The sequence below is a fragment of the Parasphingorhabdus sp. genome (genome assembly GCF_039982415.1).
Taxonomy (GTDB): Bacteria; Pseudomonadota; Alphaproteobacteria; order Sphingomonadales; family Sphingomonadaceae; genus Parasphingorhabdus.
Map to the genome: position 1 here is coordinate 77,405 of NZ_JBDWYL010000008.1, position 21,787 is coordinate 99,191.

Consider the following 21,787-nt stretch of genomic DNA (forward strand, 5'->3'; position numbering starts at 1 on the left):
GCAAAACCCGCCCAAAGTTCACAGTGTTCACAGCCCTTGTCCAACGCCCTGAATCTATATTAAACTCTTGTTTTTCAACATTATTTTAGGCATCAAAATCAAGTGCCACCATTTTTTCAAGAGGAATAAACGATCGTCATGCTGGCAAACAAAAGACTATATTAACAGCGCCTTATTCGGAACGATAAACCCTATAATTGCGGACCATCCTCGGTAACAGTCCAAGTCTGCCCCTTGTTCAGCAAGGCCTGTAGATCCGGTTTTTTACCCTGAGATGCTTCGGTATTTTGAGCCACAACCGCTGCCTCAAAAGTCGGTCGCGGATCATCATAAAGCACACCAATGGCCATTGGAAATTCTCCAAATGGCATTTCGATTAACATATGTGCTACTGACCGATTGGTCACGTCATGGACGATGACATCAGCAGATTCCCAATCGCCATCGACGACGTTTACGACTTTGAGCGATAAAGTCTCACGATCCAAGGTGATCCCTTTTTCGCCTTTTTCGAACAGCATCGGTTCGCCATTAGCCAGGAGCAATTGGGTCGATGCCGCGGTCTTTTTGGCGGCAAATTCGTCAAAAACATCTTTGTTATAAACGATGCAATTTTGGAAAATCTCGATAAAGGCTGCCCCTTTATGCTTATGCGCCGCCTTCAACACGTTGGTGAGGTCTTTATGGACATCAATGCCACGCGCAATAAACCGCGCGCCGGCACCCAATGCGAATGCACAAGGTGATGCCGGCCGATCAACCGATCCATAAGGTGTTGATGGGCTGCTTGTTCCCACCCGAGATGTGGGAGAATATTGCCCTTTAGTCAGGCCATAAATTTCATTGTTGAACAACATGATCTGGCAATCGAGATTGCGCCGGAGCAAATGCATTGTGTGATTGCCGCCGATAGACAAAGCATCTCCATCGCCCGTGACGATCCATACATCGAGATCCGGATTGGCGAGCTTGGCACCAGTCGCCACCGCTGGCGCACGGCCGTGGATGGTATGAAAACCATATGTTTCCATATAATAAGGGAAACGCGACGAACAACCTATGCCACTGATAAACACTGTATCTTCAGGACGAACGCCGAGGTCAGGCATAGTGCGCTGCACGGCCTTGAGAATCGCATAATCGCCACAACCGGGGCACCAGCGCACTTCTTGGTCGGTTTCCCAGTCTTTCAACGTTGTGATTTTTGTCATCTCGTTCATGAGAGATTCTCCTCAATCGCCGCATCAATTTCGGCAATGGTAAAGGGCTGTCCGGACACTTTGTTCACCGGTTTGGCGTCGACCAAATACTGGTCACGCAAGACCGTTTTCAATTGCCCGCTATTCATTTCCGGTACGATTATCCGGTCGAAGCTTTTCAGCAACTCACCAAGATTTTTAGGCATCGGCCAGATATTTCTGATGTGGATATGGCTGACATCTTTTCCGGCTTCCACAGCTCGGCGCACCGCTTGATGGATCGGGCCAAAAGTAGAGCCCCAACCTACAACCGCCAATTTACCACCTGCTTGGCCCAATGCTACATCTTGATCAGGAATGCTATCAGCAACGCCCAACACCTTGTCCCGGCGAATTTCAGTCATTTTTTGGTGATTGGCAGCGCCGTAATCAATATGACCGGTATCAATGCCTTTTTCGATGCCGCCAATCCGGTGCATCAAATCGGGCGTGCCTGGCTTGATCCAGGGGCGCGCCAGCTTTTCATCACGGGAATAGGGTTTCAATCCACCTTCCGGCATGGCCTCGAGGAAGCTTGTCGGGAAAGGTTCCAGACTGTCGACATCGGGAATTTTCCAAGGCTCAGCAGCATTAGCGATATACCCATCGGTAAGCAGCATGACTGGTGTCATATATTGCACTGCTGTGCGCACCGCTTCTATCGCACATTCAAAAGCATCACCGGGCGAACGCGCTGCGATCACCGGCATCGGTGCGTCACCATTACGGCCATAAATCGCTTGATACAGATCCGATTGTTCGGTCTTGGTTGGAAGCCCGGTCGACGGACCGCCGCGCTGCGAATTGATGATGACCAACGGCAATTCTGTCATGATCGCCAGCCCCATCGCTTCGCCTTTCAGGGCGATTCCGGGACCAGAAGACGACGTTATTCCCAATTTGCCGGCATAGCTTGCACCAATAGCCGCCGCGATAGCCGCTATCTCATCTTCGGCTTGAAAAGTTGTGACACCAAATTCTTTCAGCCGTGACAAATGATGCAATATAGCTGAGGCAGGCGTAATCGGATAACCGCCGAAGAACATCGGGAGGTCAGCAAGTTGCGCGCCAGCCACCAGGCCAAGGGACAAGGCTTCAGCGCCGGTAACCGTCCGATATTCACCCGGTGCTGAAGGCGCAGCGCCGACTTTACGGGTCGTCAGATGACCGCTGCCCAAACCATCTCCGGATAGTTCAGCTGTTTCGCCATAAGCATGGCCGGCATTCAAGGCTGCGATATTGGCACCCGCCACATCCGGTAACTTTGCAAATTTGGATTTGAGCCAATCGATAATCGGCTCGCGCTCGCGCTCAAACATCCAGAGCGCAAGACCCAAGGTCCACATATTTTTACAGCGCAACGCTTCTTTATTGCCAAGACCAAAGGGTTTTACGGCTTCCAATGTCAGGGCGGAAATATCCAGTTTAAGCAATTGCCATTTGGCGAGCGACCCATCTTCCAATGGATCATTTTCATATTTTGCTTTGTCGAGATTGCGTTTTCCAAATTCCCCCGCATCGGCAATGATCAAACCGCCATCCCGCAATGCATCGACATTGGTTTTAAGGGCGGCTGGATTCATCGCAATCAACACATCTGGTTGATCACCTGCAGTTTCAATCGCGCGGCTACCAAAATTAATCTGAAAAGCCGATACTCCGAATAACGTGCCTTGCGGCGCCCGAATCTCTGCAGGAAAATCGGGGAAAGTTGCAAGGTCGCTGCCCGACAATGCGGTCGACAACGTAAATTGACCGCCGGTGAGCTGCATGCCATCGCCGCTGTCCCCTGCAAAGCGAACAACCACATTTTCCGCATTTTCCGATTGATTGTTGCCGTTTTCGTCCTGCTTAAGCGCCGTTGCCATATATAAATTCCGTACCCATCACTCTTTAGAAGAAGCGATAAAGCACTTCTCACCTCTGCTTCAAACCATAAAAACTACTAGGGATAAAGTTTTTGTTTGAAACGAACTGTTTTCTATACCGTAACCGAGAATAGAACTTGCTTAGTGAACCCCCGCTGATCTACTCGCAATAGACCACCGATAACAACGAAAAACAGACGGAGAAACAAGGATGACACCGGCATATATACGCCCCGATGTACAGGCTATGCTTGCGATGCTCGAAACCGCGGTAGAAGTTCCGATGGATCAAATGGAGCCTGCGGCGGCCCGAGAAGTTTATGTCGGCATGCGCTTTCTGGTCGATGCCGAACCTACTCAACTGTCTGTAATCAAAGACTTAACCTGCCCCGGTCCAGGAGGCGATATCAAGCTGCGCTATTATGACAAACGGGAAACGCGCGAAAAAGGCCCGGCGATAATTTTTTATCATGGCGGCGGCTTTGTGATCGGAGATCTGGAGAGCCACCATCCCTATTGTACCGAGATGGCAGCGCAAATGGATTTGCCGCTTATTGCGGTTGACTATCGACTCGCACCAGAGGCCCCATTTCCAGCCGCGCCCGATGATTGTGAAGCAGCGACCCGTTGGATTGCAGATAATGCAGCGGATGTGCTGGGCATTGAAATTGACGGATTAATTCCATGTGGCGACAGTGCTGGCGGCAATCTCGCGATCGTCGTGGCCCAAGATCTCGCCAAAAATCCCGCGGCGGCTCCGGTGATTGCCCAGGTTCCGATTTATCCGGTTGTTGACAGCAGCGCCTCTGAAGGCTCAATGGCGGAATTTGCCGAAGGCTTTTTGCTCACCAAAGACTCGATGGATTATTTTCAAGGCCATTATGCTGGTACAGCCGGAGATATCCGCTGCGATCCGATTTTTGCGGACTTGGCAAACAGCCCGCCCACCGTGTTGATTACCGCTGGTCTTGACCCTCTGCGCGATCAAGGACGGGCCTATGGTATCAAGTTGATTGATGCCGGAGTTCCGGTCACGTATTTTGAAGCCAAAGGCAATGTCCATGGCTTGATCTGTTTGCGCAAAGGCATTCCATCTTCGCAAAAAGATGTCGATGGTATTTGCAACGCACTGAAAACGACTTTGGCCGCTTTATGACCGACTACAGCGCGCTTCCTTATCGGCCCTGTGCTGGCATCATGTTGGCCAACACCAAAGGTCAAGTTTTTGTAGGGCAAAGGCTTGATGCAAAAGACAGTGATTTTCCCGACGCGTGGCAAATGCCGCAAGGCGGGATTGATAAGGGAGAAGACAGCGAAGCAGCCGCGCTGCGAGAGCTTTGGGAAGAAACCGGTATTGCGAGCAAACATGTTGATATAATCGCACGCAGTCAGGATGAACATTATTACGATTTGCCCAGTGAATTATTGGGCAAAATCTGGAAAGGCAAATATCGGGGTCAGCGCCAATTTTGGTTTCTGATGCGGTTTACAGGGGATGATAAGCATGTCAATATTGCCACTGACCACGCCGAGTTTTCGGCTTGGAAGTGGGCTGACCCGTCAAGCTTACCGGATATGATCGTTCCCTTTAAACGCGATTTGTACCGCGCAATATTGACGGAATTTGCACCACTAATCTGAATGTGAACCCCCATTTTCACAGGATTATAGTATGTTACATAAATTTCTTTGGTCTCTTCCTTTAGTGGCTGTTGGCCTGTCGTCTCCTGCTCATGCCGCATTGCCAGAACCAGTCAAAGCGATGATCGACGCTGCCATCGCAAATGGCAAAAAAGAGGAAGTTGCATCGATCATCAAGTTCGCAAAACTGTCCAATCCGGATGAAATTGACGAACTTGACGCCATCCAAAGCGCATATAACGCAAAACAAACACAGTTGGCAGCAGAAGAAAAACGCGCCAAAATGGAAGCGCCTTTTTTTGAAAATTGGACCGGTGAAGGAGAATTGGGCGGGTTTCGCAACACCGGCAATTCGAGTACTGTTGGGCTTAGTGGCGGTATAAGGCTCCTTAAAGATGCGGTAAAATGGCGCCTGAAGTTTCGCGCCAGAGCCGACTATCAGCGCAGCAATGGTGTGACCAACCGCGAACAATATGCCGCTGCGATTGAACCGGAATATAAGATAAATGATCGGCTTTTTACTTATGGACTGGCCCAATTTGATCGCGATGCGTTTCAAGGGTTTTCAGCACGCTACACGGTATCAGGCGGTATTGGATATTCGGTACTCAAGGAAAAACATATTAATCTGGATTTGAAAGCGGGGCCTGCTTGGCGTCTCACCGAATTTTCCGATGGCGGATCTGACAGCAGCCTGGCCGGCCTAATTGGATTGGATCTGGGTTGGACGATAGCCAAAAATCTAAAACTCTCCCAAGGCGCTGGCGCCACCTTAGCCTCTGATGCCAGCAGTTTAACAAGCGCCAATGTCATTTTCTCTTCGGGCAATAATACGTTGACAACCACCACCGCGCTGGATGCCAAGATCAATGGCAAATTGTCAGCGCGTTTTTCTTATGCGGTCGAGCATGAAACCAACCCGCCTGACGGACGCGAAAAAACCGATACGCTCAGCCGCGCAACATTGGTCTATGATTTTTAGAGAAGAAGGCTTTGCGATTAATCCGGGACAAGCCCAACGATCAATTTGGCGCTACGGCTTCATCTTTGACTTTTGGCTTTGGTGTAACCGCTTGTGCTGACAATATCGGTGATTTTTCCGATGCGTCGATCACGGTCGACAGTTGTGCCGTTTGCGGGCATCGCGTGCGACAAAGAGTTTCAATTCGCGACAAGTTGATCTTTGCTTTTTCAACCGCTCCGCGCTGCACCAAGGCTTCTCCCTGACCAGCCAATGCATCCAGATTGTTCGGATCGAGGATCAATGCCTCCCGATAAAAGCGAATGGCCTTACCAGGTAATTTTTGTGCACGGGCAATTTGAGCCAAAGCGATAAAAGCTGACCCATTGCGCGGATCAACCGCCAAAGCGGTTTCATACAGGTCGGTCGCAAGATCCAGATTACCCTTTTTTTGCGCCGCTTCGCCTTGGGCCATATAGGCCACTGACCGCGCTTTTATTTCCACATCAGCCGTCTGACCAAAACCAGCGCTAGAAACCGTGGCAAAAACGAGGGACATAGCAATGGCGGCAGGTGAAAAACGCATAATTAGCTCCAATAAAGACTCAGGCTTTTTAGCAGGGTTACCTGCACGTTCGGTGAACATGCCGGCACCCGTCATCTTCTGCTATCACAATTTTTCGAGACAGGTAAAATAAAAGCCATCCGTTCCGTCTTGATACGGGGTGAGTAGAGTTCCTTTACGATATGGACGTCCAATCGGCAAATCAACCTCTATATCCCGCCAAGCGGAATGCCGGTCCAGAAACGTTTCGGTTTGATCGCCGCCTTCCGCGTCAAGCAGCGAGCAAACGGCATAAACCAATCGCCCTCCCGGTGCGACCATTGTGCTCGCCAGCGCGAAAAGGCGCGCTTGCAATGCAATGGTCTGTTGCAGTCTTTTCGGTGTCATTCGCCAACGCAATTCGGGATTGCGCCGCCACGTTCCAGTGCCCGTACAGGGGGCATCGACCAAAACCAAATCGCATTGGGACTTGAAGGAAGTGAGCGCTGCATCTTCCTGATTGGGCGAGAGCAATATGGTTTCGATATTATCGGCACCCGATCGGCGCAACCGCGGTTCGATCCGGCTTAACCGTCCACGATCGGTATCCGCTGCTACGATTTGAACATCATCGGGCAATTGTGCCGACAAGCCTAAAGTTTTCCCTCCGGCCCCGGCACACATATCCAATATTAGCTTTGGCGCGCCTGGTAAGCAGGCGGCAATAATGGCCTGACTGCCCAAATCCTGAACTTCAATCTGACCGCCATTATAGACTTGGCTATTTTCTATATTGGTTCCGGTCGGCAGCCGATAGGCATTGTCCAACGGCAATGGTTCGGCCTCCGGCCATGTTGCCCCCATCAGATCGGCGTCACCTTTTTTGAGATTCAGCCTGATGTCCAAAGGCGCGCGTTCAAATAATGCAGTGCGCTCTTTAACATCAACCGGCGCGGCAAATCTGTCGTTCAGCCAACTGGCTATGATCGAGCCGGAGGCACGCGGTTCGTCGGGTTGCAAGGCGGCTGGCCCATAAGTGGATCCATCGAATAATGCCTGCAACTCAGGTGTTTCCTCAGCCAAACCGATCATCGCCGCCCGTCCGTTTATAGGTCGGTCGCCAAACCGGCGAATGGCGGCATAGACATGCGCGCGCACCGCGCGGCGATCTTTCGAACCGGCATAGCGCCGGGCTTTGAAGAATTTCTTAGCAATATTATCCGCCGAAGCGCCATTGTCCCGCGCCGCGATAATTATCTCATCAAGCAGCTCAATGGCGGCTTGCAGGCGTGCGGAAGGGGTCATTCCTGAATGCGACTATCTTTGTTCAGGCAATGAAACTGCGAGGCCACATTGGTACCATATTTTTCCACTGCATCGGCAATGATCAAAGCGGCATAATTCTCGCATTCAGCCACGGTTGCGAAAGGCTCTCCCGTCCATATAGGATTGGCTTGATCCTGTCCGTCCGGCCAAATCATCAAGATCAACAATATTTTCAGTTCAACCATTGTCTCGCCTTTCAGCGCGTCGGATAATTGGGAGCTTCGCGCGTTATCGAGACGTCATGGACATGGCTTTCCTGAAGGCCAGCATTGGTAATTCGAACAAATTCGGCGCGTTCACGCAATTGTTCCAGCGTCGCAGAACCGGTATATCCCATCGCCGCTTTTACCCCGCCCACCAATTGGTGAACAACATCGCCAGCGGGTCCTTTAAACGGAACCTGCCCTTCAATACCTTCCGGCACCAATTTCATTTGATCCGATATATCCTGCTGGAAATACCGATCTGCAGATCCGCGAGCCATCGCGCCAACAGAACCCATGCCGCGATAGCTTTTATAGGCGCGGCCTTGATAGAGAAAAGTTTCGCCCGGCGCCTCTTCGGTACCAGCCAGAAGCGAGCCGACCATGACGGAAGATGCGCCCGCAGCCAAGGCTTTGGCGACATCTCCAGAGGTCCGTAAACCGCCGTCGGCGACAATTGGAACAGATGATTTTGTAGCTTCTTCAGCGCAATCCATAATCGCGGTGAGTTGCGGCACCCCAACCCCGGCCACGACCCGCGTGGTGCAAATGGATCCGGGACCAATCCCCACTTTAATTCCATCAGCACCGGCATCAATCAAGGCCCGGGTTGCCGCCGCAGTTGCGACATTACCTGCTATAATCTGCGTCTGATTAGAACGCTTTTTCACTTCTTCCACCGCTTTGGCCACCATTTGGCTATGCCCATGGGCCGTGTCGATGACCACCAGATCACATTCCGCATCGATCAGCGCTTCGGTCCGTTCCAAACCGGCATCACCGACAGTAGAAGCAGCCGCTACGCGCAAGCGGCCAGAACTGTCTTTCGTTGCATTGGGGTAAGTCACCGCTTTTTCGATATCCTTGACGGTTATCAGTCCTACGCAGCGATAGCGATCATCAACGACCAGCAATTTTTCAATCCGTCGCTGATGCAACATCCGGCGGGCTTCTTCCTGGCTCACACCCACTGGGACGGTCACCAAATCATCTTTGGTCATGAGTTCGGAAACCGGTTGCTTGGGGTTTTCGGCAAACCGGACATCCCGGTTGGTCAAAATGCCGACAAGCTTGCCGCTGCTTTCAACAACCGGAATGCCGGAAATCTTATTTTGTGCCATTACCGCCTCGGCATCAGCCAATGTCGCATCGGGAGCGATAGTGATCGGATTGACTACCATACCCGATTCAAATCGCTTCACTTGACGGACCGCTGCGGTTTGCTGTTCCAATGTCAAATTGCGATGGAGCACGCCGATCCCGCCCATTTGGGCCATCACAATCGCCATATCGGCTTCGGTAACCGTATCCATGGCCGACGATAGAACCGGAATGTTCAAGCCGATTTCCTTGGTCAACCAAGTCTGGGTATTGGCTTGGCTAGGGACAATGTCAGATGCACCAGGTTGCAGCAAAACATCGTCAAATGTCAGGCCGGTTCGGATTTCTTTGCTGCTCATGAAAGGCCACTTTCTAATTGGGTAAATTGATTCTGTGGCGGCCCATGTAATCAGTTCTGTAACTATTCGCCAGAACTAATCGGCGCTGTCTTTGCTTCGGAGGATGCCGCATAGCTATCGATAGTGCCAAAATAGCGGCCCAGTTCGACATGAAAATTCGCATCATCCCGCGCGCCGCCCAGCAAAAGCGAATCATCCAGCTCATCGCCGACATCATGATAACGGCCATTTAAATAGTCATCGAGGCGTTTTTGATCAGAAAATGCGCTCGTAATCATGAAAGACGGAATACCGCGTTTTAGAAAAACATAGGCATCTTGTCTTTTGATAAAAGCATTGGCTTTATCGCTTTTGTCAATTTCCCGGTCATGCGCGGCCGCTAGTTTTTCAATATCGGAATCGAGCTGCGTTTCTCCGCGACCGACGATAGCCAATAATTTACCATTGGGAGCCAGTGCGACCGTATCTGCGTTGAACACCGCAACCAGCCTGTCTAATGCCACGCTTGGTGCAGCAACAAAGGCACGCGCGCCCAACAGGCCGCTTTCTTCTGCCGTTGTCGCTAGAAAATAAATATCGCGGTCGAGCGGGGCTTTGGCCAATTTTTTTGCCACCTCGATCAACAGGGCAATGCCGCTCGCATTGTCTACCGCGCCATTGCATATCCGATCCTCAGCTGAATCGCCGCGACACACACCCAAATGATCCCAATGACCGAGAAACAAGACAGCACCAGATTGCGGTTTGCGGCCGTCTATTTTGCCAATCACATTATGTGAAACATAGCGCCGCACTTGTGTTTCGAGGACAAAGCTACCCATGATGTTGGTTTCGAGGATCGCAGCGGCTTCGTTCTTGAATTTTTCTTGCCAAAATACATGGTCAATTCCGGCTTTACGAAGCAGCTTGTCTGCCGCTTCGCCGAACATGATCGCTTCGACTGGTGCATGCTCCCCGGACTGATCAAGACTAGTGCTATTCCTTTGATAGCGCCTGACCGTGCGGTTATAGCGCGCCTGATTTGTTATGATCGAGATAACACCCGCGGCGCCCGCTGCCACTATTTTGGCTTTTCGCACACGGTAGCTCGGAAAATCTTTCGATCCTGCTGGAGCCGCTAGAAACATCATCGCAACCTTGCCCGATATGGCCGCTTGCAACTGCTCAGCACTTTGGTTGCCGTAACCGACATGGACCAGCGGTTGATCCATCAATCGGGTTTGCGCATCCGCGCCCCGTGCTTTGATTTGATCGCTCCCAATGCGCACGGATTTGCGCTTATTACCCTTCATATAAGCGAAGGATATCGCCTGTTGCAGCGGTGCACGATCGACCAGCGCGACAGGGGCATACCAGGAATCGGTGCCAGTGGCGGATGACAATCCCGCCCGCATCCAGGCATTGGCAATATATTGGACGGTCTTGTTTTCACCGATCGTGCCCGGTTTTCTCCCTTCAAAATCATCGCTGGCCAAAATTTCGATATGATCGCGCAAATTTTGTTCCGATATGTCTTGTGCAAAGGCACTACTCGAGAACGAGAAGACCAACATGATGGCGTAAATGAGAAAACGCATGGAATATGGTAACCTTGTTTCGGAGGGGAAAATTTGCTTTTTTCTTGGCATTTTGCTGAGAATAATCAATGATGCTCTCAACTTTTTGGAGGATGGCTGGACATGGAATTTGTTTTATTGCTCATATTGATCGTGGTGATCATTTATCTTTTTGCAAGCATAAAAATTGTTCGACAGGGCTATGAATATACAATTGAATATTTTGGCCGCTTCACCACCATCGCCAAACCCGGCTTCAATTTCTTTCCCGCATTCCTCTACCGTGTTGGCCGCAAGGTTAACATGATGGAGCAAGTTCTGGATATTCCAGGGCAAGAAATCATCACCAAAGACAATGCGATGATCTCAACCGATGGCGTTGTCTTTTTCCAAGTGCTGGAAGCAGCAAAAGCGGCTTATGAGGTCAATGATCTCTATAATGCAATTTTAAATCTGGTTACGACCAATTTGCGGACGGTCATGGGGTCAATGGATCTCGATGAAACCCTGTCCAAGCGCGACGAGATTAACGCGCGGCTGCTCACCGTCATCGACGATGCCACGACACCTTGGGGCATCAAGATTACTCGCGTTGAAATCAAAGACATCCGGCCCCCTCAAGATATTGTCGACGCGATGGCCACGCAAATGAAAGCCGAGCGTGAAAAGCGTGCAAACATCCTCGATGCGGAAGGCGCACGTGCATCAGAAATTCTGCGGTCTGAAGGCGAAAAGCAGGGACAAATCTTACAAGCCGAGGGGCGACGAGAATCGGCTTTTCGGGATGCCGAAGCGCGCGAACGCGAAGCGGAAGCCGAAGCCAAAGCCACGCAGATGGTGTCTGAAGCTATTGCATCCGGCAACGCTCAAGCGATCAACTATTTCGTTGCGCAAGACTATGTCAAAGCTGTCGAAAAATTCGCGGTTTCACCAAATGCCAAGACCATATTATTCCCCGTGGAAGCCACTCAGCTTATCGGCACTTTGGGCGGCATCGGGGAACTGGCCAAAGAAGCATTGGGCGACAATGCTGCGGCTGCCTCGGCACCCAAGCCCCGGCGCAAGGGACCGTTTGAGCAATAATCACACAATAGGCACGATATGACCGAAATATTTTCCACCAATCCCGCCTATGTCTGGCTGACGCTCGCTGCGATCCTTGCTTTGGCGGAGATTTTCGTACCGGGCGTTTTTTTAATGTGGGTGGCGGCAGCGGCTGCAGTGACCGGAATAGCCAACACCTTTATCGAACTGACCCTGGCGGGTCAGCTGACGCTTTTTGGCTTGTCTACTATTGCAAGCGTATTGCTAGGACGGCGCTGGTATTTAACCAATATCGTGAAAAGCGAAGACCCGCTGCTCAATGACCGGGCGGCACGAATGATTGGCACGACCGTTACAGTTGTCAAACCGGTGGATGCCACATCCGGACGCGTTAAAGTTGGGGACGGCATATGGTCAGCGCGCGGCCCCGCTCTAAAAAAGGGCGAAACCGCGCGCATCGTTGATGTATCTGGCAGCATATTAATTTTGGAAGCAATGCCCGACCAGCTCACTTGAGTGTCAGACATAACCCGCGATGCTGTCTATTTTTTGAAAAAGCCTTTGGCCATATCGGTAATATCATTGAGGGGATTACCGTCGCCATCACGGTCCAGAAAACCACCCACTTTACCCAAGAGTCCGTCTTCACCACCCAGCTTGTCCATGAGACCGCCTTCGCCATCAAGTCCGGCTTTTTCGGCCATAGCGGGCATCAAGCCTTTGAGTTTTTCTGCATCAACGCCAGCTTCCGCCGCCGCTTCTTTAATCGCAGTCGCTTTATCAACACTGCCATCCTGCAATTTGGTGAACAAAGCTTCGCCACCTGATTTCAATTCTTCTGCAGACATGCCCACTTTTTCAGCCAGGCTGTCCAAGTTCACATTGTCGGGCAGCATTCCGAGTGCACTATCTAAAAGTCCCATAATATTCTCCTTGCGTTAATCGTTAGCGAGTCAATTTCCCGGCCATTCCAATAATATCATCAAGCGGGTTTCCATCACCGTCAAGGTCAAGCAAAGAGGCCAGGCCTCCCAAGCCGCCTGAAGAGGCTTTGGATCCACCACCGAGCAGCCCGCCAATCAGACCGCCCAATCCGCCGCCACCGGATGTGTCGCCGCCTTGCTTGGCCATATATCCCGCGACCATCATCGCAACGATGGGAAGCATTTTCTTGAGCAAGTCGCTGCTTATCCCGGTTTGTTGTTCGGCGCCTGCAGCCACGGTTCGACTGACTTCTTTGGACCCGAAAATCTGACCCAATATTTCATTGCCTTGATTTACTGGAGTCGGCTGTGAGCCCAACACGCTGTCGAGGAGCCCCCCCCCGCCTAATTGTCCAAGCAACCCGCCTAGCCCGTCTAAACCACCCGGTTGCGCCTGGGTTGTCTTTTTAAACCCGCCCAAGATCGAAGGGAGCAATGCCGCTGCTCCGGCTTGTGCCACGCTTTCATTCACCCCAAGTTCGCGCGCCATTGTTTCAATGCCACCGGATTGCTGCAATATTTCCAAAATACTCAAGAGCCTTCTCCTCTGGCCCGGACGGGCCTTTTCCTGATTCTAGTGTTCAGCGCACACTGTAACAGGTTTTAGCCCTCAAAACGGTCCATATAGAAAGCTTTACAAGTCTTTACACTGTTAGACAGGTTATCGCGATGAAAAAGGCAATCGTTTGTTTGACTCCCGCTCCTGTAAATCCGATTACAGTATTTAAGGGTTGGATTGCAAACCCGAGGAGCAACCAATGAGGAGCAAATCATGAGTATTTTTGGAAAGATTAAAAGCGCAATTTTTGGCGGTGAAGCCAAGGCTGCGGAACCAGAAGCAGCACCTGTAGCAGAAGCGGCGCCAGCTGCCCGTGCAGCCATTACCGAAGTTGATGTGACAGCGCGGTTGAACAGTATTCCCGGTTCGGACAAATTGAACTGGCAATCCTCGATCGTCGACCTGATGAAATTGGTTCAGATTGACGCGAGCTATGAGAATCGCAAAGCGCTCGCCCAAGAATTGGGCAATGCCAGCTATGCCGGTTCTGCGGAAGACAATATCGCTTTGCACAAACGGGTTATGTCCGAAATTGCAGCCAATGGCGGCATCGTCCCAGCAGAATTGAAAGACTAATATTTCAGCCCTTTGCTGGACGAATCGTCTAAATGATCTAGGTGGGGGCTATGCGCAATCATAGCCCCCTTCCTTTTGCCGAAGCGCCGCATAATTGCCGGCGGTGTCCGCGCTTGGTGCAATTACGAAAATCTCTTCGGGCGGAAAAACCGGATTGGTGGAATGCCCCGGTTCCGGCCTTTGGCGACCCACTTGCCTGGCTCGCTATTGTTGGCCTTGCCCCTGGAAAAGAAGGTGCCAATCGCACCGGCCGTCCGTTTACCGGAGATGCATCCGGCGATTTGCTCTTTGCAACATTGGCAAAAATAGGATTATCGACCGGGATATTTCAATCCCATATTGATGATGGCGTCGCTTTGGACGGCACAATCATTCTCAACGCCGTTAAATGCTTGCCACCGGAAAACAAACCCACTGGTCCGGAAATTACCAAATGTCGGCCTTTTATGAAAAAGGCGCTTAAGGGCTTGCCGGAATTGCAGGTCCTCCTTGCGCTGGGCAAAATTGCCCATGACAGCGTGGTTCGTATGACCGGAGCGAAATTGGCAGACTATAAGTTTGCCCATGGAGCAGAACATCTATTGCCGGGCGGTCTTGTGCTCGTCGACAGCTATCATTGCAGCCGGTATAATGTGAATACCAAACGCCTTACGCCGGAAATGTTTGAAGCTGTTTTTCGTCAAACATTGGCAAAAAAGCCATGAAACCGGGCTTTCTACAATATCCGATCAGACATCGGTGACAAGCCGCCCATAAAGTTCCGGTCGACGATCGCGGAAGAATCCCATGCCCGCGCGATGTTTACGCGCTTGATCAAGATCAAAGTTGGCCACCAACACGCCTGACTCTTCAGCGCCATATTCCAACACCAAATCTCCCCATTCATTGGCGATGAAACTATGCCCATAAAATGTCTGATCCCCTTCGGCACCGATGCGGTTACTGGCCACGACCGGCATGCAATTGCTCACGGCATGGCCCTGCATGGCCCGTCGCCACATCCGGCTGGTATCGAGATCAGTATCATAAGGCTCTGATCCGATGGCCGTGGGGTAAAATAATATCTCCGCTCCCATAAGAGCCATCGTGCGGGCGGTTTCCGGATACCATTGGTCCCAGCATATCCCCACGCCAATGGTGGTCCCGCAAACCTTCCATATTTTAAATCCGCTATTGCCCGGCCGGAAATAAAATTTCTCTTCATAACCCGGACCATCGGGAATATGGCTTTTGCGATAAACACCCAGAATGTCACCGTCGGGACCGATCATCGCGACGCTGTTATAATAATGGTGCCCATCGCGTTCAAAGAAACTCGCCGGAATGGCGACATGAAATGTCTTGGCCATTTTTACCATGGCGTTCACAGCAGCGCTGTCCTCAACGCTTTTGGCCAAGGCAAAAAGCGCTTCATCTTCCGCTTTACAAAAATACGGCCCCGCAAAAAGCTCCGGTGGCAAAATAATCTGAGCGCCCTGCCCTGCAGCCTCGGCGACGTGATCGCAAACCGCTTCAATATTTTCGGTTTCATCACCGGACAAGCTGAGCTGCAAGGCGGCAACGGCTAGTTTCTTGGTCATGTCATTCTCGTAGCTTGATACCGAAACGCTCCCGGAAACGCCCATTCGGACCGGCCATCAAAAACAAGACACGGTCCCGGCCGAATGGGGCTTTGCGAAAAAATACCGTCATTCCGAGCCAAAGGATAGCCCGGAACAGAGTTCAAAAATCAAGGAAGCTTTTTGAACAATAATGTCATGCGATCCGATTCTCCAATGGCGGTATATTTGGCTTTTTCTACATCACCCTCGGCATAGCGCGGCGGCAAGGTCCAAACCCCTTTGGGATAGTCGGCTGTGTCCTTTGGATTGGCATTAATATCTGATTTACTGACCAGCTCGAAACCCTGCGATTCCATAAATTTGACAACCGTATCGGTCAATAAGTAGCCTTTATTTCCATCGGCATAACTAAAGGGTGTGCCTTCTTTTGCGCGATGTTGGATAATCCCAACCAGACCGCCTGTTTTGAGCATTTTGCGCATCACACGGATTTCGCTATCGGCAACATCCCACCGCATCAAATTATGCATCATGCGCGGTATGATCACAAAATCAGCGGTTCCGTGAACCTCTTCAGGAACGGCATCCGCTGTATAAGCCGATATTGTATCTGCCGGCAGCCCAGTCCATTCCGCAACATCATTCGGGAACTTGGCTGGAAAACCGCGAATACGCTCTTTCGCTTCATCACCAAAGGGCAGCGGATCAGGCGCGAAGGTCAAACCGATAAACTTGCCTTTGCTGCCGACATAGGGCGCCAGAATGCGCGTATACCAGCCCCCACCGGGGACATATTCCACCACCGTGTCACTCTCTTTGATGCCAAAGAAGCCTATGGTTTGCGCAGGCCGCCGATATTTGTCGCGGGCTTTGTCATCCGCGCGGCGCTCGTGAGTGACGATCGTACGCAAGTTCACTTGCTTGGCCATATCGTCTTTAGCATGATGCTTCGCGGCAACGGGTACCATAAACCCTGCACCAAGCGCGCTCAGCGCACCGATTATCAACAGTTTCTTTTTCATCATCCATCCTTTCGCCCAAAAGGCTTGCTCAGTCGACTTCTCTACGACCAGCTTATAACCGATTATGCACGCTTCTTGAACAATAATGTCATACGATCGGATTCCCCTATGGCTTCATATTTCGCTCGGTTCTCATCCTTGTTGGTCAATACCGGCGGTAAGGTCCAAACGCCTTTTTCGTAATTTTTTTCATCCTTGGGGTTAGCATTTATTTCCGACTTACCCACCAGATCAAAGCCGTTAAGTTCAAACAGCGCGATTACCGACGCCTCTTTCAAATAGCCCTTGGTGCCATTGGAAATCGCATAAGGAGCATTGGCATTAGCGCGGTGTTGTACGACCCCGATCATACCGTCATCTGCCAATATTTCCCGCAAAGCCCGCAATTCGGAATCCGCGCGATTGCCATTCAGCATACCATGAAGCGAACGGAAAATGACGATCCGGTCCACTTTACCCTTATAATCATCCGATACTTCATCACTTTCGAAGGCGGCTATTTTATCTGCTGCGACACCGGTCCACTCTGCCGCCGCATCTGGGAAGCGCTCCGGCCAGCTTTTGAACCGCGCTTCTCTCGCGCGATTGGAAAAGGTGATGCTGTCGCTATTTCCGTTCACCGCAAGATATTGTCCGCTGCTGCTAATATAAGGCAATAAGACCCGCGTATACCAGCCACCACCGGGGCCGTATTCGGCAACAATATGTGAGGGCTTAATCTGAAAAAATGCCAAGGTCTCGGCTGGATTGCGATAGATATCACGAGGCTGGTCCGCTTTGCGGCGATCATGTTTGATAACAGCAGCCAGATCAGCATCTTTGTGCGCCGCACCGTCTTTGGCATGATGGTTTGCCGCGACGGGGCCAGCCACTAAAGTGAGCAAGGCGGTCGCCAAACCAGCGGAAAAAATCTTCGTCTTCATTATAGGAACCTTTCAGATGGGGAATCTCTTGGTGGCGAAGACATAAATGACCTTCACCACCATGCAAAGCTGTTTATCCAGAGACTGGCTCTATCGCTTTGAATTGTTTCAAAATCTCTGGTCTTGGATAGAGTATATCGAGCGGCAAAGATTTGCCATTATCCTGAACGATCCGGACATGTTTGCGGCCCAATTGTCGCGGTTCGTCAACCCCGCAGCTATGCGCCAGCACCTCCACTTCATGCACTAGGCTTTTGCAATAATTTGCAACTTTGACCTTTTTATCGGTTGGATCAAGCCCTCGCTGCAATCGCGGATCATGTGTGGTTATGCCCGTTGGACAGGTATTTTTATTGCATTTCATCGCCTGGATGCAGCCCAGGGAGAACATGAAACCGCGCGCACTGTTGACGAAATCGGCGCCGGCACAAATAGCCCATGCCACTTCGCTCGGCGTAATCCGCTTGCCTGACGCGATGATGCGCACCCGTTCGCGCAAACCATATTGGTGTAAGATATCGGATAGCATCGGCAAGCTTTCATCCAGTTGCAATCCGACATTGTCCATCAACGGCATAGGCGCGGCCCCGGTTCCGCCGTCGCCGCCATCCAATGTGAAAAAGTCCGGTGCGCTCTCAATTCCGCGTTTGTGAATTTCTTCACATAATTCAATCAACCAACCATATGCGCCAACAACCGCCTTGATACCCGTGGGCTTGCCGGTAACAGCCCGAACATGGCTAACAAAGTCCAGCATATCGCCGACCGAATTAATTTCGGGATGACGATTGGGAGAAATGGACGGCTCGCCTTCGGGAATGCCGCGGACTGCTGCGATGGTTTCCGTGACTTTTGCGCCCGGCAAAATACCTCCCTTACCGGGCTTGGCTCCTTGCGACATTTTGATTTCAAACATGCGCACTTGTTCATGGGCTGCAATTGCACGGAGCTTTTTATCACTGAGACTGCCATCGGCGTTGCGCACGCCATATTTCGCCGTACCAATTTGAAAGACAATGTCGCAGCCGCCTTCAAGATGATAGGGCGACAAACCCCCTTCCCCGGTATTCATCCAGCAGCCCGCCATTTTTGCACCATGAGACAAAGCGCGCACGGCGGGTACAGACAAAGCACCAAAGCTCATCGCCGAAATATTGAACAAAGACTGGGCTTCATAAGGGGTCTCGCAATAAGGCCCCAAAATGCATGTCGCCGTTTCCGCAGCATCTTTTTCCAATGTCGGGAAAGGACAATTGACAAAAATAGGTGTGCCGGCCGGATCCAGATTTTTGGTCGATCCAAAAGCAATTGTATTGCCGGTGCCTTTAGCGGCGCGGCCGACCCATTCCCGCTCCGCCCGGTTAAAAGGCATTTCTTCGCGGTCCATCGCAAAGAAATATTGCCGGAAAAATTCACCCAAGCTGCTGAACAAATGGCGAAAGCGGCCAATTACCGGATAGTTGCGGCGGACAGCATCCTGCTTTTGGGTGATATCGACGATGAAAAATATCACCACCACGGCCAATCCCAGGCCAATTAGAAACACCAAAATATATGTCAATGTGCTCAATACACTCAAGATACTATCGGCCATGCATTCTCCTTAAAACTCGCGGACGCAATCTATCACCATGCTTCCGTCTCGCATAGTTCGCTGGTTTATCCCGGGACGTTACATATTTCTAGCTGGCGGGCACTTGCTGAGAAATGCAATGGAAACTACCACCACCGCGTAACAAAGCTTGGCTGGAGAGGCCGATAACCGTCCGACTGGGAAAATAGGATGCTAGCGTCTCTATCGCTCGCCCATCATTTTTGGTACCATATTGCGGAACAACAACCTGATTATTGCCGATATAAAAATTCAAATAGCTCGCCGGAACCAATGCTCCGTCTTGCTCATATTTTCCTACTGAAGGCATTCGCAACACATGCAATTCCGCCGCTTCCGCAAGCTCGGCTGCAAGATCGAAAATTTCGCCATTAGGGTCGTCAGCATCCTCCGCTTGCGCGATAGTTACAGTTCCAGCAGCAACAAAACGAGCGAGGTTGTCCACATGTCCGTCCGTGTGATCAGCGATAAGCCCATCACCAAACCAACAGATTGACTTTACCCCTAGCGCGGCTTTCAGTCCGGACTGAAATTGCATTTTGGTCAAAGAGGGATTGCGGTTGGGATTCAGGACACATTGTTCGGTGGTGATCAGCATGCCTTGCCCATCGCCATCAATGGCTCCGCCTTCCAAAACCCAGTCATGGTGAGTAACGGCAAGGCCCATTTCGTCAGCCAGACGCCGACCGATTTCCTGATCACCGGCCATGTCAAATTTCCCGCCCCATCCGTTAAATCCGAAATCCTGCGCCCAGCGCTGAATCGAATTTTTGGCGATAATCGGGCCGGTATCGCGTAACCAAATATCACCAAAAGGGTGAATGACAATCTTAATGCATGCATCCACATATTGCTGCGCTTTTTGGCCATCTTCGGCATTGCGGCAAACCAACAGCACTTGCTCACCGCGACCCTGATCGCCGACAATATTGGCGAAGGCGGCCACTTCTTGTTGTGCCTCCGCCAGATATTCAGGCCATTCTGTCGGATTACCAGGAAAGCCGATCCACACCGCCTCATGCGGTTCCCATTCGGCGGGCCATCTCATCGTCCGTCCCGACCGAAGGCCTAGCTGTCGGCCAAGCTCTTGTCCCGAATATCGCGAAATTCATCGCCTTCGTTCCAATTTGGCCAATCTTCCGTCATCGCTAACATCCGAGCGACGGTATAATAGACTTTCAGATCTGCCATAACGCCGTCCCAATTCCAGTTTGGATCAAACTCGTCCTTGGGGCCATGATAACGATTTTCGGTATAGTCTTTGCTCACCGCTTCGCCAGCAGCACGGCCGCCTTCGATCAAATCTTCACCACCATCAAAATAGATCATCGGAACGCCCAATTTCGCGAAACTGAAATGGTCCGACCGATAATAAAACCCTTTTTCCGGGGTGGGCTCGGCCTCGGCCACACGTCCCTCTACGGTCAAAGCGCCTTCAAGATAGCGGTCAAGCTGCGATTTGCCCTTGCCGACAACCACGATATTTTTTGCCGGCCCGGCCATTGCAAAGGCGTCCATATTAACACCGCCGACCGTCTTGTTCAGTGGATAGATCGGATTTTCGGCATAATATTTCGATCCCAATAACCCCGATTCTTCCGCGGTCACAGCAAGAAACAAAATGCTGCGATCAGGCGTTCCGGCTTTCACATGCGCTTCAGCCAGTGCAACCAAGGCGGCCGTGCCGGTGGCATTGTCGACAGCGCCGTTGCAAATATCATCGCCATCTGGTGCCGGTTTACAGCGGCCCAAATGATCCCAATGGGCGGTATAGAGAACATATTCATCTGGCCGGGTTTTACCCTTGATCATCCCAATGACATTCTTGCTATTCATCTTGCCAATATCATTCTCAAAAGACATGGATGCTGTCAGTCCCAACGGCACAGCTTTAAAGGCCTTGTTGCGAGCCGCGGTCATCATCTGGTCGAGATCCTGACCGGCACTGGCAAATATTTTCGCCGCAACCTCTTTTTGGATCCAGCCATTGGCTTTGGTCTGGTCCGCACCGCCATTGGCAGATTGCGCATAAAATTGCGGGCCGCTCCAGCTGGATTCCACGACATTCCAACCATAAGCAGCAGGCGCTGTGTCATGAATGATCAATGCAGCAGCGGCACCCTGACGCGCCGCTTCCTCATATTTGTAGGTCCAGCGCCCATAATAGGTCATCGCCCTGCCACCAAATTCACCTTCCAGACTTTCCGTTCCGAAATCAGGGTCATTGACCAAAATCACGACCGTTTTGCCTTTGACGTCTACGCCGTCATAGTCATTCCATTCCCGCTCGGGCGCGTTAATGCCATAGCCGACAAAGACCATTTCACTATCCGTCACATCAATTTTCGCTTGCTCTTGATAGGATGTAATCACCATTTCAGGACCATAAGCAAAATCCATCGCTTCAGCGTCGCCTTTGACCGTCAGAGCCGAAACATTCTTCGCTTCAATGGAAACCAGCGGAACATCTTGATACCAGCTGTCACCATTGCCCGGTTCAATCCCAGCTTCAGCAAATTTCGCAGTCAAAAGCGCCAAGGTTTTTTCTTCTCCTACCGTTCCCGGCGCCCGCCCTTCAAACGCATCCGACGATAATTCTCTTGTAATGTCGCGCATTGTGTCGAGAGACAATTCCGGCGCAGCCACTTCAGGAAGCTCCATTGCGGCTTCGTTTTTGTCCACTTGCACCACACAGGCCGTCAGCGCCAA

At 51.3% G+C, this 21,787-nt stretch carries 22 protein-coding genes; 7 read left to right on the forward strand and 15 right to left on the reverse strand.

Annotated features, from left to right (window positions below; genetic code table 11):
* Positions 1 to 191: 191 nt before the first annotated feature.
* A complete protein-coding gene (locus ABJU74_RS12940; RefSeq protein WP_348384680.1) occupies positions 192 to 1,220 on the reverse strand; it encodes a 2-oxoacid:ferredoxin oxidoreductase subunit beta in 1,029 nt (342 codons plus the stop codon).
* A complete protein-coding gene (locus tag ABJU74_RS12945) occupies positions 1,217 to 3,106 on the reverse strand; it encodes a 2-oxoacid:acceptor oxidoreductase subunit alpha (protein ID WP_348384681.1) in 1,890 nt (629 codons plus the stop codon). Before ABJU74_RS12945 ends, ABJU74_RS12940 begins: the two co-directional genes overlap by 4 nt.
* 211 nt (positions 3,107 to 3,317) lie before the next feature.
* Between ABJU74_RS12945 and ABJU74_RS12950 the strand changes: the two genes are divergently transcribed.
* Genes ABJU74_RS12950 through ABJU74_RS12960 form a run of 3 tightly spaced genes read left to right on the forward strand, consistent with a single transcriptional unit; the run spans position 3,318 to position 5,729 of the window.
* A complete protein-coding gene (locus ABJU74_RS12950) occupies positions 3,318 to 4,262 on the forward strand; it encodes an alpha/beta hydrolase (protein WP_348384682.1) in 945 nt (314 codons plus the stop codon).
* A complete protein-coding gene (locus ABJU74_RS12955) occupies positions 4,259 to 4,747 on the forward strand; it encodes an RNA pyrophosphohydrolase (protein ID WP_348384683.1) in 489 nt (162 codons plus the stop codon). The genes ABJU74_RS12950 and ABJU74_RS12955 overlap by 4 nt, the downstream gene beginning before the upstream one ends.
* A gap of 31 nt (positions 4,748 to 4,778) precedes the next feature.
* Positions 4,779 to 5,729 carry a DUF481 domain-containing protein gene (locus ABJU74_RS12960; protein ID WP_348384684.1) on the forward strand — a complete coding sequence of 317 codons (951 nt, stop codon included), beginning with the start codon at positions 4,779 to 4,781 and terminating at the stop codon, positions 5,727 to 5,729.
* A 40-nt stretch (positions 5,730 to 5,769) separates the two neighbouring features.
* On the opposite strand, the gene ABJU74_RS12965 is transcribed toward ABJU74_RS12960, so the two are convergent.
* The 5 genes from ABJU74_RS12965 to ABJU74_RS12985 form a co-directional block, all read right to left on the reverse strand.
* Positions 5,770 to 6,294, reverse strand: a complete 525-nt coding sequence (locus tag ABJU74_RS12965; RefSeq protein WP_348384685.1) for a tetratricopeptide repeat protein — start codon at positions 6,292 to 6,294, stop codon at positions 5,770 to 5,772.
* Between the two features lie 84 nt (positions 6,295 to 6,378).
* Complete coding sequence (locus ABJU74_RS12970; RefSeq protein ID WP_348384686.1) at positions 6,379 to 7,557, reverse strand: RsmB/NOP family class I SAM-dependent RNA methyltransferase; 1,179 nt, start codon at positions 7,555 to 7,557, stop codon at positions 6,379 to 6,381.
* Positions 7,554 to 7,763 carry a hypothetical protein gene (locus tag ABJU74_RS12975; protein ID WP_348384687.1) on the reverse strand — a complete coding sequence of 70 codons (210 nt, stop codon included), beginning with the start codon at positions 7,761 to 7,763 and terminating at the stop codon, positions 7,554 to 7,556. Before ABJU74_RS12975 ends, ABJU74_RS12970 begins: the two co-directional genes overlap by 4 nt.
* 11 nt (positions 7,764 to 7,774) lie before the next feature.
* Positions 7,775 to 9,241 carry an IMP dehydrogenase gene (gene guaB, locus ABJU74_RS12980; protein WP_348384688.1) on the reverse strand — a complete coding sequence of 489 codons (1,467 nt, stop codon included), beginning with the start codon at positions 9,239 to 9,241 and terminating at the stop codon, positions 7,775 to 7,777.
* 62 nt (positions 9,242 to 9,303) lie between these two features.
* Positions 9,304 to 10,818: a M20/M25/M40 family metallo-hydrolase gene (locus tag ABJU74_RS12985; RefSeq protein ID WP_348384689.1), complete on the reverse strand. Its 1,515-nt coding sequence runs from the start codon at positions 10,816 to 10,818 to the stop codon at positions 9,304 to 9,306.
* Positions 10,819 to 10,920: 102 nt separating this feature from the next.
* Here ABJU74_RS12985 and ABJU74_RS12990 point away from each other — a divergent pair, with 102 nt between their 5' ends.
* Together ABJU74_RS12990 and ABJU74_RS12995 are read left to right on the forward strand one after the other, a co-directional pair.
* Positions 10,921 to 11,880, forward strand: a complete 960-nt coding sequence (locus tag ABJU74_RS12990; protein WP_348384690.1) for an SPFH domain-containing protein — start codon at positions 10,921 to 10,923, stop codon at positions 11,878 to 11,880.
* A gap of 18 nt (positions 11,881 to 11,898) precedes the next feature.
* On the forward strand, positions 11,899 to 12,357 hold the full coding sequence (locus ABJU74_RS12995; RefSeq protein WP_348384691.1) for an NfeD family protein: 459 nt from the start codon (positions 11,899 to 11,901) through the stop codon (positions 12,355 to 12,357).
* Between the two features lie 26 nt (positions 12,358 to 12,383).
* Here ABJU74_RS12995 and ABJU74_RS13000 read toward each other — a convergent pair whose 3' ends face one another.
* Both ABJU74_RS13000 and ABJU74_RS13005 read right to left on the reverse strand, forming a co-directional pair.
* Complete coding sequence (locus tag ABJU74_RS13000) at positions 12,384 to 12,764, reverse strand: hypothetical protein (protein WP_348384692.1); 381 nt, start codon at positions 12,762 to 12,764, stop codon at positions 12,384 to 12,386.
* A gap of 22 nt (positions 12,765 to 12,786) precedes the next feature.
* The gene (locus ABJU74_RS13005) at positions 12,787 to 13,359 is read right to left on the reverse strand and encodes a DUF937 domain-containing protein (protein ID WP_348384693.1); all 573 of its coding nucleotides are present in this window, start codon (positions 13,357 to 13,359) and stop codon (positions 12,787 to 12,789) included.
* A gap of 237 nt (positions 13,360 to 13,596) precedes the next feature.
* Between ABJU74_RS13005 and ABJU74_RS13010 the strand changes: the two genes are divergently transcribed.
* Both ABJU74_RS13010 and ABJU74_RS13015 read left to right on the forward strand, forming a co-directional pair.
* Positions 13,597 to 13,959, forward strand: coding sequence for a DUF3597 domain-containing protein (locus tag ABJU74_RS13010; protein WP_348384694.1), 363 nt, complete (start codon positions 13,597 to 13,599; stop codon positions 13,957 to 13,959).
* Between the two features lie 50 nt (positions 13,960 to 14,009).
* Positions 14,010 to 14,663, forward strand: coding sequence for a uracil-DNA glycosylase (locus tag ABJU74_RS13015; RefSeq protein ID WP_348384695.1), 654 nt, complete (start codon positions 14,010 to 14,012; stop codon positions 14,661 to 14,663).
* A 24-nt stretch (positions 14,664 to 14,687) separates the two neighbouring features.
* On the opposite strand, the gene aguB is transcribed toward ABJU74_RS13015, so the two are convergent.
* From aguB to ABJU74_RS13045, 6 genes are all read right to left on the reverse strand, one after another.
* Complete coding sequence (aguB, locus tag ABJU74_RS13020; protein ID WP_348384696.1) at positions 14,688 to 15,539, reverse strand: N-carbamoylputrescine amidase; 852 nt, start codon at positions 15,537 to 15,539, stop codon at positions 14,688 to 14,690.
* 149 nt (positions 15,540 to 15,688) lie between these two features.
* Positions 15,689 to 16,546 carry a methyltransferase gene (locus ABJU74_RS13025; protein ID WP_348384697.1) on the reverse strand — a complete coding sequence of 286 codons (858 nt, stop codon included), beginning with the start codon at positions 16,544 to 16,546 and terminating at the stop codon, positions 15,689 to 15,691.
* A 59-nt stretch (positions 16,547 to 16,605) separates the two neighbouring features.
* Positions 16,606 to 17,466 carry a hypothetical protein gene (locus ABJU74_RS13030; protein WP_348384698.1) on the reverse strand — a complete coding sequence of 287 codons (861 nt, stop codon included), beginning with the start codon at positions 17,464 to 17,466 and terminating at the stop codon, positions 16,606 to 16,608.
* 73 nt (positions 17,467 to 17,539) lie between these two features.
* Entirely contained in the window at positions 17,540 to 19,060 is a 1,521-nt protein-coding gene (locus ABJU74_RS13035) for an FMN-binding glutamate synthase family protein (protein WP_348384699.1), read from the reverse strand.
* An 88-nt stretch (positions 19,061 to 19,148) separates the two neighbouring features.
* The gene (locus ABJU74_RS13040; RefSeq protein WP_348384700.1) at positions 19,149 to 20,126 is read right to left on the reverse strand and encodes an agmatine deiminase family protein; all 978 of its coding nucleotides are present in this window, start codon (positions 20,124 to 20,126) and stop codon (positions 19,149 to 19,151) included.
* 20 nt (positions 20,127 to 20,146) lie between these two features.
* Positions 20,147 to 21,739 (reverse strand): M28 family metallopeptidase, encoded by a 1,593-nt coding sequence (locus ABJU74_RS13045; RefSeq protein ID WP_348384929.1) that lies wholly within the window; start codon positions 21,737 to 21,739, stop codon positions 20,147 to 20,149.
* Positions 21,740 to 21,787 lie beyond the last annotated feature (48 nt).